This window comes from Lewinellaceae bacterium, from assembly GCA_020636135.1.
Lineage (GTDB): Bacteria > Bacteroidota > Bacteroidia > Chitinophagales > Saprospiraceae > JAGQXC01.
This window is the reverse complement of record JACJYK010000003.1, coordinates 305,798-319,377: the sequence shown is the minus strand read 5'-3', so window position 1 is coordinate 319,377 and position 13,580 is coordinate 305,798. Positions and strand designations below refer to the sequence as shown.

The window sequence follows — 13,580 nt, the reverse complement described above, 5'->3', positions numbered from 1 at the left end:
AGAGCCTGAAATACGTCTATTATCTTAATACCTGGCGAACGCAATGGATTGCACATCCGGAAATCCCATTTCCCGTTGCCCACCTCCAAAGGGTAGCATTGCCCAAATCGCTGCATTATCGTTTTCCGGGGTTGATAAATACCTCCATTAATAAGTTCTGCTCAAAATTACCGGAGATAAAGCAGGTTGATGTCATTCACGCTCATTGTCTCTGGGGTGGTTTCGTTGCGCAACGCATCGCCTCCAGAATCAAGGTGCCAGTGGTTTATACAGAACATCATTCAGGAATCCTGGAACACCCATTAAGCCAAACAGAATTATCCACCTATCAAAAAATAATACATCATTCGACAGAAATAACCGCTGTGAGTTCCACATTAGCTAAAGTTTTGCAACCATTTACCCCGAACAAGCCCGTCCGCATTATTCCTAACTTTGTTGATGAGAACCTTTTTACCATTCAGAAAACACCAAAACGGAACGGGTTTCATTTTATCTGCATTGGTGATTTAATACCCATCAAACAAATTGACCGGTTAATACGCGCTTTTGATATTATCTGCAAAAAGCATCCAGACTGGCATTTGCACATTATCGGTGATGGTCCACTGAAGAGTGATTTAACCAATCTGATGAATGGGTTGAATTTAACTGAAATGATCACCTTCCATGGACGGCAACCCAATACGGAAATTCCCCGGCTACTTAATGAGAGCCATGTTTTGATCTCAACAAGCAAGCATGAAACGTTTGGTATTACGATCCTGGAAGCGCTTTGCTGTGGATTGCCTGTTATCGTTACACCTAGTGGTGGGCCGGATCAACTGGTGAATTCAGATAATGGAATATTACTTGGTAATGATTCAGTCGAATCAATTGCGGAAGGCATGTCAGTTATGCACATGCAGTACGGTAATTACACCGCGCTTGAAATAAGAAAAAGAACATTAATTCAATATTCCAGGAGAGCCACTATCGAGGCTTATAAATCATTGTATTCAAAATGTTTGGAAAGTTAAGAGTATGGTATTTAAGCACTAAAACGAAATTATTCCCTGGTGCATACCGCTACTGGAATAATCGTTATGTATCGGGCGGCAATTCCGGAAGTGGTTCCAGGGGCGAATCACTGCAGCAAAAATGCAGGATGATTAATACCTTCATTCAAGCCCACGAGATCAAATCGATCCTGGACCTGGGTTGTGGCGACGGCGCTGTCGCTGCCTGTCTGGATGTCAATTCATATTTGGGTGTTGATGTATCTTCCTATATCGTAGAAAAAAACAGCCAGGTATTTTCAAACGATTCTAAAAAGCAGTTCCGGGAATTAACCGGCTTTTCTGTAGAAAATAATTCATTTGACCTGGCTATATCGCTGGATGTAATATTCCACATTGTAAATCTTGTGGACTTAACAAAACATTTGAACCTATTATTTAATGCTACCGGAAAATGGGTAATAATATCGTCCACCAATTACGACAGTCCGCAAATCTACCATCAGAAAAATTGGAAAATAACAGAAATCATTACCAAACAATATCCTAATTGGACACTAATTTCTTCCGAAAAGTTGGTTTACAGTAGCTGCAGTATTTTTATTTATGCTATTTCGGACCCGCATACATGATTTTTCCTTCCGCCTTCAGGATCTCGCCACTTGCATTTTGCATTTCTACGGTGTAAAAATACAACCCCGGTGCAGCCATCCCTCCAGCATCACTCCTGCCATCCCACGTGAACTCCCAGACTCTGTTTCCTGTTGTTTTTGCCTGTAGGGCACTGTTATCCCAGAGCCGGATGCGCTGACCATTTGCCTGATACAGGCTCAATTGCAATTTTGGTAAATATCCATTTTGATCCGCTGTAAATATCCATCGTGTTTCGGTGGTGAACGGATTGGGATAGGGTACGACCTGAACCAGGTCGGTTTGGGCTTGGATCTTAAAGCGTTGAGCATAAGTTTCTCCACCGGCCAGATTACCGGATTTGTCCTTGGCTACAATCTTCAGGACATAGATACCATCGGTCCAGAAGGTAGGCTGCCAGAGGATGCGCGCTTCGTTGCGGGATTGACCGGAAAGCGCCGGATAAAAGGTCAGGTCCGTTCGTGAGAAATAGACCGGCATCTCTACCCCGGCAGGATCAATCAATGTAATGGTAAACAGTGCCGTGTCATCGAGCAACAGTGATTGCTGGTCCTCGTATAAAAAGATTCCGATGGCCGGCTCCGGAGAAGCAATGCCCAGGTCCGGCAGGTGCTTTCCGTCAAAGGTGACATCCAGCAGCGGTGCTACTTCATCTCCCTCTACCGCCAGCGTGCCCACCGCGATGTTGTTGTTTACATTTACTTCCGCCTGCCGCAGCATGCCACGCGGATTCAACTCCACCTTCCATACATGGTCTCCTCCGTACAATGGTGCCGGAATGTCGATGTTGAAATCGGCTGGTTCAAAGCCGGCCAATGCCGCATGCAGCGAAGTATCTGTAGCCACCGTGATCCCTGCTTTATCCAGCGAGGCCGCGACCCGGAATGCTCCGATCGGATGCGGACTCACGTTCCGGTAGGTACCCCGGATCCGGATGGATTCTCCTGCTTTTACAGTTGCAGATGTTAACGATGCCTTTTCCCAGGTCACATCCGGCAATCCCTGATAGATCACCTGAAAATGATCCAGCGCCGGAGGTGTCCGTTTGACCTCATCCCAACTGGTCCACCGGAAACGAAGATAGGGTGTGTTAATGGAATCCAGGCTGAAGACACCGGAGGCACCCATTTTATCAATATGCAGTGCCGGCTGCTCGGTCCCGTCTGCAGCGACCGGAATGATCTCCAGCGACATGGTATCCTCCGCTTCCGGAGAGGCCTTCCAGTTCAGTTGATTCCAGGTGTTTACCGGACCGATCAGCGGTGAAGACAGCACTCCCCGATTAAGGACACTGAAAATAGTTAGGCTGGTATCGATCCATTCAAACTTGTTCAGAGCAATTCGTTCTGCAATTTTTCGCTTGTTTTTCTGATAAACAAAAAAGTAAGGCACGGATAGGGAATCGCGTATGGTTTGCAGTTTAGTGGCTCCCTGGCTTTCCAGATAATCTACCAGACTCATTTGTCTTGACGGGCTCTTCCACAGCCAATTTTCAGGATAGAACGAACGGTCACCTCGTTGCAATGAAAGGACAACTACGTAATAACCTTCGGGTGCTACGTCAATCAATAAATGGAAAATACTATCCATGATGGACGTGTCAGCTGTTGAAAATTGGAAAGCACCCCTTGGTTCACCAATAGGATTTAAGCTTCCATACAATGGCATGGTATCCGGGTTTTGGATCGGATTTAATCCAAGTGTGTCTAAAATTCCAATCAAAATGCCGGCTAAAGAAGGCTGTCCACCAATATCCCATAGGCGGTCGATCCGGTCTTCATTGACCCAAAAGGCTGCTGTCCCGGGATCAGCTATATTATTCCTGACAAGCAATTTATTCTTCCGGATACTATAACTCATACTATCCCGGTCAACCTCCAGGGTTATCAGCGTATCGTCGTCCCACTGTCCCCAGTGCGATTGGTTCCAGCCTTCGCCCAGCGTATCCGATACCAGGAAGGATGATGACTGCCAGGCGTAGGGTTTACCGTTCACGACAGAGTCCTGGCTCACCCGCCAGTAGTACACCTGATCCTGGATCCAGGAGATGCCGGGCGTCCAGGATAATAAGGCGCCATCGATCGCAATAGATTGACTGAGACGCGCCGGACTGGTGAAGTCCGGTAACGTATCGAGTTCGATGCGGTAGGTATTGCCGGCGGCAGCCCCGTTTGAAACCGAGGCATAGAGTGTCAGGTCCTGGCTGAATACAATCGCGTAATCCGTCGGATAGGTGGGAGCGATCGCTTCCGAGACAACCCGGAAGTTAAAGCCGGAACCATAATAGTTGTTGTTTTCCGCTGCCGGGTCCGGCCACTCCGCAATGGCATTCTCCGGGTCCAGGGTGAAATAAAGCTGGTTTTCTCCGGCTGGCGCCTCCCCCACGGGCAGTTTGATGGAAAGGGTCTCTTCTGCGGATGGCGATTTGATCCGGCGGGAATAAACCGGCGATACCTGACCATCAGGGGTCTGTCGTTCGATCAGCAACATGACCGAATCAGGCTGTGTCCGGCCCAGATTTGCAACGGTAATCGCAACGGTGAAGCTATCCGAGGTGGTGGTTAACAGCTGCGGGCTGATGGATGCACTCTGCGGCTTAAACGTATAGTCTGGCCCCTGGGAGACATTCAGCCGGATGACCGGATCGCCCTGGTAGGTGATCTCCTCGCGGATCAACTGCATGGGTACATTTTGTTGACTGGTAAAAGCGGCGACGGTTTGTTGCATCACCTTGCCAAACGGTGCGCCGTACCATTCATTGCCCAACAACCGGTAATGTTCCTGCTGGAAGATGGACAGGGAACTGATGTATCCGGTACCGGATGTAGCTACATAGCCGATGGCCCCCAGCGTAGGATGCAGAACCATGTTTTCGCTGGCCGAGAGGATGGGCGTATGGATGTTTCCCGTATAACACCCCAGCGAATACATCATGGGGTTTTTACCGGCATTGTTCAGTTGGGTAGCCTGGTCAATGACAAATTGGGTGGTGACCACCGACCCATGACCAAAATAGGTCTTAAGCAGTACCCCTGCATTCAAGGCGTCCAGGATCTCGTCGGTCTGGGAAATGGCCAGTACCTCGGTATTTTCCTTGGAAACTGTCTTAACTTCTGCCCCCAGCAGGTTGGTCTCGGCTTCCCGCGCCATTGCCTCCAGGGCATTATTAATAATGGTCTGTTGCGCCGGGCCTGTCCCGGCGCTCAGATGCAGGATGCGTTTGGTCCAGATGCGGTCTTCATAGGTATCGGGCAAATTGCGTTGGTTGTCCTCGTAGGTTTTTACTTTCTGCAGGTATTCCAGGATCTGCTCCCCTTCGGTGACCGCCAGTCTTCCTACCGGATAAGCCGGCACGTCCTCAAATCCCCTTGCGACCAGCAAATTATCCCCGGCCGGATCGCCAAACGATGGCAGCCACACGGGTAAGCTGGGATCATTGCGTTTGGTAGGATATTCCAGGCTTTTACCGATCAGGAAGATGTAGTGCTCTTTCGTCGAGTTCTGGGCAACGGCCTGAATGGCATTCTTGATGGCCAACGGATGACGATCGATGCCATAGGCAAAGGTATTGGTCAGTGCTTCGCTGTTCAGGATGGTGGTTGTCCAGCCTCCTCCTTCGGCAGAAGCACGATAGGCGGCATATTGTTCCACCTCCGGTAAAAATGCCGGATTGGTGATGAACAGGATTTGTCCGGGCTGGCTTACATCGGCAAATTGAACCGGTGTCAGGGTAGTAATGCTTTGGATGGAATCCATAGAACTGAGGTACCAGGAGGAGGTGTCATCCGCCGGAAATACCATCGCAGCATCGTTTACAGACAGGTACTGTCCCAGCCCGGGATTCCATGCAGCCCAATGCAACTGCGCGGAATCGACGGTAACAGACTGTGCGCTGGCAAATGTATCAAGCCGGATCCAACCTTTCGGCAATTGTGTAAATGCCCGTGGATAACGCACATTGACAAATCCCAAATAATGCCGGTCCTGGCTGCCAGCCAAACCCTGAATGCGGATGTTGTTTCTCGCTTTGGCGGAAGGAAGCGTATAATGCAACCTGCGGGCCTCAATGCCGGTAAAAAGTAACGTATCCAGGGGCATTCCATTCCATTGCACCAGGATCTGGTGTTCTTCATCCCGGGTCGCAAAACCTGCATCCAGGACGGGATCCGGCCCTCCGGTATAGAGGTCGGGTGTCTCAACGGTATAACTCGAAGTAACCCTCAGCGAAGCTCCATACCCTTCGCCAGGCACATAATGGGCAAATTTTACGCTGGTATTATTCAGCTCATAGGGTTTATAATAGGTCGTATTGAAAGCCAGGAGTACGTCCTGCCAGAACCAGGACGCTGGCTCGGAAGCATCAGCCTGGGTTGCGGAATACCGGCGATGTTCCCCCGGTCCCCAGGTGAGGTAATAGACCGCCGTGTCGGTATATAAACTGTAATAAGGATTCAGCTGGTCCGCCTCGCCTCCTTCGTAGAGGAAGGCATCGATCTCGCCACGGTTTTGTTGCCCCACAAACTCCAGATACTCACCAGAGATACGTAATGGAACCTCCTGGCCGTTGTGAACAAGTTGGTAGGCGTCCTCCGGAATGGAGGCGGTTGGTATTCCGCCATTTTGCAGGGTTTCATACGAAATACGGTAGACACCATCCTCCACTACTTTGAAGGAAAAATAGGACTGCCCCGGCTGAATCCACTCGTTCCCCAGAAGGGTGTCGGTGGAGGAAATCATTTGGGCTGAACCCTGTGCTGACAGCATGATCCACACGAACAGACCTGCCAGCCGTAGCGGGATGGATGCGTTAGATGTAGGGGTGACTCGCATGTGAATTTGTAACTTGTTTCGTGTATTCATTCAAAAATACATAATCCCGGGGTGTTGGTGGCAATGATTCTATGGGCAACAATAGGTAGCGGGCTGATCCTCGTGGGTTATTACTATTACTATTTTAAGGCCCTCAATCAACCGATAGCTCCCGGTGAAAAGATGGAAACTGAACCCGTAGCCTTGTTGATCTGTGTCAAAAACGGGATCGAAGAGGTCAGGCAGAACCTGTCTTCGTGGTGTGAGCAGGAATATCCGGATTACGAAGTGGTGATCATCGATGACCACTCCACCGACGGTTTGTGCACATATTTGCAGGAAATGCAGGATTCTTATCCGCATCTGTCCAGCTACAATGCTCCGGTTGGAATCAAGGATTTACCCGGGAAAAAAGCCGCCTTGCAGTATGGACTCCAACAGATAAAAAAGCCCTGGGTACTGATGACCGATGCCGATTGCCGTCCGGCTACCCGGTTCTGGATCCGCGAAATGATGGATGCCCGCACCCGGCCAACCTCCCAATGCATCTTGGGCTATAGTCCCCTGGAGAGAACATCTGCCCTGCAGTCCCGGTGGATGGCCTTTGAGACATCCTGGGTGGCCCTGCAATACCTGGGATTTGCCCGGCAAAGAGAAGCCTACATGGGCGTTGGACGCAATCTGCTGATACTTCGGGACGTTGCTCTCGCTGCGGATCTGCATCCGGAAATGGCCAGCGGCGACGACGATTTTCTGGTGCAGGCCGTGGATCCCAAAAACATTGAGGTCTGTTTTCACCAACAGGCGTGGACCCGGACTTTAGCTCCTGAATCATGGGCCTCCTGGTGGAAGCGCAAAACCCGACACTCCCAGACTGCTTTGATTTATCCCGGGAAGATCCGGTTAAAACTGGCCTTAATAAGCGCTTCACTGGGGATATACTACCTGGGACTAATTACCCTGCTCCTCACTTGGCATGGCTGGTGGACGGTGATGATCTGGATCTTATGCACACTGACCGTTTTGCCTGTTCGGTACCCTTTGATCCGGAAATTGGAAATCCCGCGATATACCTGGTGGTGGGCAGAGCCCTTGTTGGTTCTGGCTTACGGACTGGTGGGATTGCGGATGCTGTTTCAATCCAGAAAGACCTGGAATTAACCGGAGAAAGACCAAAAGTTTCGCATCTGGTCCAGGCGGGTAAGGAAACCTCCAGGATGTTTTTTAATGCGGTAATAATACCCGACCTCAGCTCCAAAATAACTGTTCCAGAATGCGACGCCGGGAATTTTGCTGCCCATAAAATTGATGCCCTTCTGTTGTCCAATGCCATATTTGATGATCTCATAATGCAGCCATTTATGGGCATTACGTGGACCTTCAGCATAGTTTTGTCCACTCAAGAGGCTATATATGCAATTCTGGTCTTCGTAATACAGGGTTGCCGCTAAAAGTTCACCGTTAGCATCCAATGCCCCCATGAGATCTCCCGACCGGTGTTTCCGGATGTGCATTACTATCCGCCCGATCAAAGTTCGTGAAAATGGAACCTGACTGGATCGCCGTTGGAAGGATTGAGAAATCAGGGCGAAAAAGGCATCTGCATCGATCGCTCTGCTTTTAAACTGACCCTGACTTTGGTTTAGCTGCTGACGGAGTTTTTTCTGTAAACCCGGGTAAATGTCGTCCATGGATCCGGACAATATAAAGGTTGGCTCTGCCGAAAATTGCAGATAGGAATTCCAGCTAACGGGGTGTTTTAACACCGGATCAAGGGATAAATGCACATAATCGTAAGCAACCATTTGCTTGGCCAATTCCACAATTGCTGAACCATTATCCATCCCTTCCGCGATCCAGGGTCCGGAATGCGGGGTAAGATATGGCGTGGTGACGATGCGATATCCCCATTTATTACGCAAACGGAAGGGTATGAATGCCTGTAGTTTACCGTCTTTCTCCTGGGCGATCACATCCCATTCACCTGGACAGACCACCTCCATCCAGCTGGGCTTCAGGAAAAAAGGAACTTGCGGATGATCCTCGATGAGCTGGTGTAATGTGTGGTTTTTCATGGGCGGAAGACTTCAATGCACTGGATTTGTTCCGCCCCAAATCGCTTGAAATACGTGGCCACTCCCGGGATGCTGCTGCCCTCAAAATCGAAGATACGTCCGGTTTTCAGCGCCCATTTAATGCCCTGCCACACCAGGAGACTATTACCCTGGTTATTGGAAATGCGGGTATCCCGGAAGGCGGTCAGGTAATAGACGGAATCCGCGTCCGCTACGAAGAGGGCGCCAGCCATGGTTTTGCCCTGCTCGTCAACCGCAAGCCTGGCCTTCAACCGATCAGAACCCTGATATTCGCCGAGGATGTTCATCAACGCCTGGCGGTAAGCTGCCAGGTTCCCTACCCTGCGCTCCTCGAGATGCCCGATGGCCTGCCGGGTAAACGCTTCCTGATCAGTCACCTCGACAATCCGGTATTTTCGCTGGGCCTGGCGGATGTCCCGCTGCATTTTTTTATCCAGTGCAGCAAAATGCTGCTCCGGGGTTTCACCCGGTTGAATGAGATGGGTGACCCTGGGCTTGTTTTGCATCCCTTCCCACCGGAAAGGCAGATCATGGGGTATGGTATAATGCAATTTCCAGCGGATGAAACGTACCCGCCGCCACCTTGTCATCGCTTGATGGACCTGTTCCTGATACCGGTGTAAAAACGCATGCACCGTGGTTTTTACCGGGTCTTCAGCCAGGAAGGGTCCAACATAGGGCGTAAACAGCGGCGTGTGCAACAACCGGAATAGGCGATACCGGTATCCAAATTGGAATGGCAATGCAAAGGTCAGTACTCCAGCGGCATCAGTGGCGATAGCCGCACTCCACCCCTGGGTACCGCATACCGTATCCAGCCAGCGCGGGTCGAGGTACAACGGCAAATCACTCCGCCCCTGGCAAAAAACCCGGTACTCTTCACGGCAGGCCTTTATTTGGCTGCTGAAAGAGCTATCTTTGCCGTGAAGTGAAGGGTCCATGAATTTGCAAATCCTGTTTGATTATTTTCCTCATCTGACGGAGCAGCAACGCGAGCAGTTCGCCCGGTTAGGCCCGCTTTACGCCGACTGGAATGCTAAAATAAACGTTATCTCCCGGAAAGATCTGGACCAATTGTATGAGCATCATGTGCTGCATTCGCTGGCGATCGGAAAATGGATCCGGTTTACCGCCGGTAGCCGCGTCCTGGATGTGGGTACAGGTGGTGGATTTCCCGGCATCCCTCTGGCGATCCTCTTTCCGGAGGTAGAATTTCATCTGGTGGATTCCATCCGTAAAAAGATTACCGTCGTTCAGGATATTGCAGAACAAACGGGTCTGAAAAATGTGAAAGCCTACCAGGCCCGGGTGGAAACATTAACGGAGAAATACGACTTCATTCTGGCCAGAGCGGTTGCCGAAACCAAGCAACTGTTCCTTTGGACACGGAAATTAATTTCCACCAAAGAGAAAAACGCTGTGCCAAACGGATGGATCTTCCTGAAAGGCGGTTCGGTACGGGAAGAATTAAAAACGGAATTTAGAAATATGTACCATGAATTAACCCCAATTCAGGATATATTTCCATTGGAATACTTTAACGACAAATACATTGTCTACATCCAGCGATAATTACAGAAATATCTGTTTACAATAAAATCGTATTCGGATGAAATCCTCGTGCAAGCACTTAAATCGCTGAATGACAGCAGATAGTTATTTTACCAGGAAACCAATATTCAGAAAAATACGCTAGGGCACATATTTGGATCAGATGATTTTACCAGAATTGATACGATTAATAACAAATTATACCAATTGATGAAGAAGGAGGCCAGTACCTATGCATTGATCATGGCCGGTGGTGTCGGATCCCGTTTTTGGCCCGCCAGCCGTGAGGCATTACCCAAGCAATTTCTGGACATGATGGGTGTGGGTAAGTCCCTCCTTCGTCTGACCTACGAGCGGTTCCTCGATAGTTGTCCAATCGAAAATATTTACGTTTTGACCCATGAAAAATATTTTGACCTGGTCCTCGAACATCTGCCCGAGCTGAAGCCCCATCAGGTGATCACCGAACCAACCCGCAACAATACCGCTCCCTGCATCGCCTATGCCACTTTCAAATTGCGGCAGCTGGATCCGGATGCAGTCCTCGTCGTGTCCCCTGCCGATCATGTAATCCTGCAACCGCAGGTGTTTACGGAAGTCATTGCGGAAGCGACAAGTTATGCTGCTCAAAATCCGTGTATTGTAACCATCGGCATCACGCCCTCACGTCCGGATACGGGCTATGGTTATATCCGGATGGGAACGGGGAAAACCACCGGAAAACATCCGATATATCAGGTTGAAGCCTTCACTGAAAAACCGGACCACGACCGGGCGGAAGCATATATCCAATCCGGTAAATACGTATGGAATGCCGGACTATTCGTCTTTCAGGCAGCCTTTATGCAAAACACATTCCATATGCTGGCCCCCGAGATTTACCGGCATTTGAGCCCGGATGTCATACCCTACAACACCCGGGGAGAAGCCGATGCCATCAAAACGAATTATCCGCTGACCCCATCCATTTCGGTCGACTATGCCATCATGGAAAAATGTGCATCAACGTATACGATTCCTGCCGATTTTGGCTGGTCCGATCTGGGCACCTGGGCTTCTTTATTTGCTGAGCGTAAAAAATCTGAAAATCACAACGTTACCGATGCGGCACCGCTGGATCTGGAGGAAGTACACAATTGCCTGATCCGGCTCCCACAAGGCAAGTTGGGAGTCATCCGGGGGCTGGATGATTTTCTGGTCATCGATGAGCAGGATGTATTGCTCATTTATCCCAAAGGCTATGAGCAGGAAATCAAAGCGGTGACCCGGCGACTGAAAGAAAGGGGACTGGAAGGTTTTCTGTAAGCAACATTTGGTCTGTTTCGCTCGTTAACAAGCTGATTTACAGCGGTTAAACATTCGTTAAAAACCATGCCATATGGTGATGGATTGATTGTATAACTGGCTTGACAACCAATAATTTAGAATAAAGCGGTGCAAAATCCCATCTTAACAAGCCGAAACTTTCTGGGCTCTCTACCAGTCATAAAAGAGAATTTAGTGCGTAAATAGTATTTTAGCGCACGATTTGAATGAATCATCAAACCACGCTTAAACTGTTGAAAATGAAACGGATAGTTTTGAGTATGATGCTCGTTTTTCTGGGCTCTTTAGCGATCAAGGCACAAAAGAGCATTGTGATCGACATCAATTACATTATGGAGAACCTGGGTAGCTATAAAAAAGCTCAGGAACAACTGGATCAGCTATCGGCCACCTGGCGCCAGGAGATCTCTGAAAAACAAGATCAAATCAAGGGATTGTATAACAAATACCAGGCGGATCAGGTCCTGCTGAACGACGAAATGCGCCGCCAGCGGGAAGATGAGATCACCGCTCAGGAAAAGGCGGTTATGGAACTGCAGCGCAGCAAGTTTGGTCCCGAAGGCGAACTATTCCAAAAACGCAAAGAACTGGTTCAGCCGATTCAGGATAAAGTGTATGCCGCCATCGAAGAATATGCAACCAGCAGGGATTACGATATGGTCTTTGATACATCCGGTTCCATCATCTATGTGAATCCGACGTACGATAAAACCGAAGATATCCTCAAGAAAGTCCAGTAATCCACCAAAGCTGGATAGAGAAAATTTAATATTTTTGCACCGCTTTTGATAAAAACTTTAAATCTAACGTTCAGATGAAATCATTTACAATGACTGCCATATTTGCTTTCTTTTGTTTTATCTCGGCCGGCGTGGCCCAGCAAAAGATCGCATTCATCAATTCAGCGATGATCCTCTCCGAAATGCCAGAGGTCAAATCTGCTGATACCGAAATGGAAGCCATGCGCTCACAGTCGCAAAAGAAACTGGAACAACGGGTGACAACCTGGCAAGGCAAGGTCCAGGATCTTCAGCGCAAATCACAATCCGGTGAACTGTCTCCCAAACAACAAGCCGACGAGGAAGACCGCCTCACCCAGGAACAGCAAGAAATATCCAAACTGGAACAAGACATGACCGAAAGTCTGCAGAAAAAACGCGACGAGCTCCTGCAGCCGATCTACGATAAAGTCAACGAAGCCATCAAGGCTATGGCTAAAGAAAAAGGTTGGGATATTGTTTTCGACGCATCCCCGGGCATCCTATATGTCAACGATGCCATTGACGCGACCGATATGATAAAAACCAAATTGGGATTGAAGTAAGCTTCATCCAATCAAAAGATAATTCGAAAGGCTTCCGGCATACCCGGGAGCCTTTTATTTTTTTAGCTATTCCAATAAATTGCATGGTCTTAACCGGTCCCTAAAAACATTAACATGGCATCGACAAAAACAAAGCTTGGTCTGGATGCGATACTGCTCCTGGGTGATCCCCGCCTCCGTGAGGTTTGTGCGCCGGTAACGCCTGAAGAAGTTGAAGCCTTAAAACCCTGGTTTGATCGCATGCATCAGTTAATCCTTTTGTTCCGTAAAACCTATGGCCGGGGACGGGCGATCGCGGCGCCTCAGGTGAGCCTTCTTAAGCGGGTGGTGTGTATGTACATTGATGAACCGCTGGTTCTGATCAATCCGGTATTTACCCAGCGGAGCGATGAGCAATTCGAACTGTGGGACGATTGCATGTCTTTTCCCAATCTCATGGTCCGGCTGAAGCGGCACCATTCGGTTCAATTACAATTCCTGGATCAGCACTGGCAACCGCATACCTGGGATCTGGAAGGCGACTTGTCCGAGTTGCTGCAGCATGAATTGGATCATCTGGATGGCATTCTGTCGTTAGACCATGCCCGCAATACCGATGATTTGAAATGGGTGGTGTAATTGTGTGCGTGTTTTCATATTGACGTGTTCTCGTGTTTCCGCACTTAGACCCAATTCCTTACCATACTTCATTTCGACCAAACCGTGCTAAAGCGGTAAGATCTCTATGAACGTGCTTAGATGAATGGGTGCTATTTGTGTATAGCATATTGCGACAGCTACCTGACTTCAAATCATTCGTGTAATTCGTGGCTGAAAATATATACG

General features: G+C 49.0%; 11 protein-coding genes. 8 read left to right on the top strand and 3 right to left on the bottom strand.

Annotation, left to right across the window (positions count from 1 at the left end):
* Window positions 1–98 precede the first annotated feature (98 nt).
* Both H6570_20605 and H6570_20600 read left to right on the top strand, forming a co-directional pair.
* Window positions 99–1,019 (top strand): glycosyltransferase, encoded by a 921-nt coding sequence (locus H6570_20605; protein ID MCB9321693.1) that lies wholly within the window; start codon window positions 99–101, stop codon window positions 1,017–1,019.
* Window positions 1,004–1,630 carry a methyltransferase domain-containing protein gene (locus H6570_20600; GenBank protein MCB9321692.1) on the top strand — a complete coding sequence of 209 codons (627 nt, stop codon included), beginning with the start codon at window positions 1,004–1,006 and terminating at the stop codon, window positions 1,628–1,630. Before H6570_20605 ends, H6570_20600 begins: the two co-directional genes overlap by 16 nt.
* Here the strand turns inward: H6570_20600 and H6570_20595 are convergent.
* Window positions 1,608–6,479: a hypothetical protein gene (locus H6570_20595; protein MCB9321691.1), complete on the bottom strand. Its 4,872-nt coding sequence runs from the start codon at window positions 6,477–6,479 to the stop codon at window positions 1,608–1,610. The genes H6570_20600 and H6570_20595 overlap by 23 nt on opposite strands.
* 57 nt (window positions 6,480–6,536) lie before the next feature.
* Here H6570_20595 and H6570_20590 point away from each other — a divergent pair, with 57 nt between their 5' ends.
* Complete coding sequence (locus H6570_20590; GenBank protein MCB9321690.1) at window positions 6,537–7,619, top strand: glycosyltransferase; 1,083 nt, start codon at window positions 6,537–6,539, stop codon at window positions 7,617–7,619.
* Here the strand turns inward: H6570_20590 and H6570_20585 are convergent.
* Both H6570_20585 and H6570_20580 read right to left on the bottom strand, forming a co-directional pair.
* The gene (locus tag H6570_20585; GenBank protein MCB9321689.1) at window positions 7,616–8,533 is read right to left on the bottom strand and encodes a hypothetical protein; all 918 of its coding nucleotides are present in this window, start codon (window positions 8,531–8,533) and stop codon (window positions 7,616–7,618) included. The two genes, H6570_20590 and H6570_20585, sit on opposite strands and share 4 nt — an antisense overlap.
* Complete coding sequence (locus tag H6570_20580; GenBank protein ID MCB9321688.1) at window positions 8,530–9,495, bottom strand: GNAT family N-acetyltransferase; 966 nt, start codon at window positions 9,493–9,495, stop codon at window positions 8,530–8,532. The genes H6570_20585 and H6570_20580 overlap by 4 nt, the downstream gene beginning before the upstream one ends.
* On the opposite strand from H6570_20580, the gene rsmG reads away from it, so the two are divergent.
* The 5 genes from rsmG (at window position 9,494) to H6570_20555 (ending at window position 13,373) form a co-directional block, all read left to right on the top strand.
* Window positions 9,494–10,126, top strand: coding sequence for a 16S rRNA (guanine(527)-N(7))-methyltransferase RsmG (gene rsmG, locus H6570_20575; protein MCB9321687.1), 633 nt, complete (start codon window positions 9,494–9,496; stop codon window positions 10,124–10,126). The genes H6570_20580 and rsmG overlap by 2 nt on opposite strands.
* A 189-nt stretch (window positions 10,127–10,315) precedes the next feature.
* The gene (locus H6570_20570) at window positions 10,316–11,410 is read left to right on the top strand and encodes an NTP transferase domain-containing protein (GenBank protein MCB9321686.1); all 1,095 of its coding nucleotides are present in this window, start codon (window positions 10,316–10,318) and stop codon (window positions 11,408–11,410) included.
* A 260-nt stretch (window positions 11,411–11,670) separates the two neighbouring features.
* Entirely contained in the window at window positions 11,671–12,171 is a 501-nt protein-coding gene (locus tag H6570_20565; protein MCB9321685.1) for an OmpH family outer membrane protein, read from the top strand.
* A 74-nt stretch (window positions 12,172–12,245) separates the two neighbouring features.
* The gene (locus H6570_20560) at window positions 12,246–12,755 is read left to right on the top strand and encodes an OmpH family outer membrane protein (protein ID MCB9321684.1); all 510 of its coding nucleotides are present in this window, start codon (window positions 12,246–12,248) and stop codon (window positions 12,753–12,755) included.
* Between the two features lie 114 nt (window positions 12,756–12,869).
* Window positions 12,870–13,373 (top strand): peptide deformylase, encoded by a 504-nt coding sequence (locus H6570_20555; GenBank protein ID MCB9321683.1) that lies wholly within the window; start codon window positions 12,870–12,872, stop codon window positions 13,371–13,373.
* Window positions 13,374–13,580: the final 207 nt, after the last annotated feature.

Coding starts and splice junctions, on each gene's coding strand:
- H6570_20600 (MCB9321692.1), top strand. CDS start 1,004: ATGTTTGGAAAGTTAAGAGTATGGTATTTAAGCACTAAAACGAAATTA.
- H6570_20580 (MCB9321688.1), bottom strand. CDS start 9,495: ATGGACCCTTCACTTCACGGCAAAGATAGCTCTTTCAGCAGCCAAATA.
- H6570_20565 (MCB9321685.1), top strand. CDS start 11,671: ATGAAACGGATAGTTTTGAGTATGATGCTCGTTTTTCTGGGCTCTTTA.
- H6570_20555 (MCB9321683.1), top strand. CDS start 12,870: ATGGCATCGACAAAAACAAAGCTTGGTCTGGATGCGATACTGCTCCTG.
- H6570_20560 (MCB9321684.1), top strand. CDS start 12,246: ATGAAATCATTTACAATGACTGCCATATTTGCTTTCTTTTGTTTTATC.
- rsmG (MCB9321687.1), top strand. CDS start 9,494: ATGAATTTGCAAATCCTGTTTGATTATTTTCCTCATCTGACGGAGCAG.
- H6570_20595 (MCB9321691.1), bottom strand. CDS start 6,479: ATGCGAGTCACCCCTACATCTAACGCATCCATCCCGCTACGGCTGGCA.
- H6570_20585 (MCB9321689.1), bottom strand. CDS start 8,533: ATGAAAAACCACACATTACACCAGCTCATCGAGGATCATCCGCAAGTT.
- H6570_20570 (MCB9321686.1), top strand. CDS start 10,316: ATGAAGAAGGAGGCCAGTACCTATGCATTGATCATGGCCGGTGGTGTC.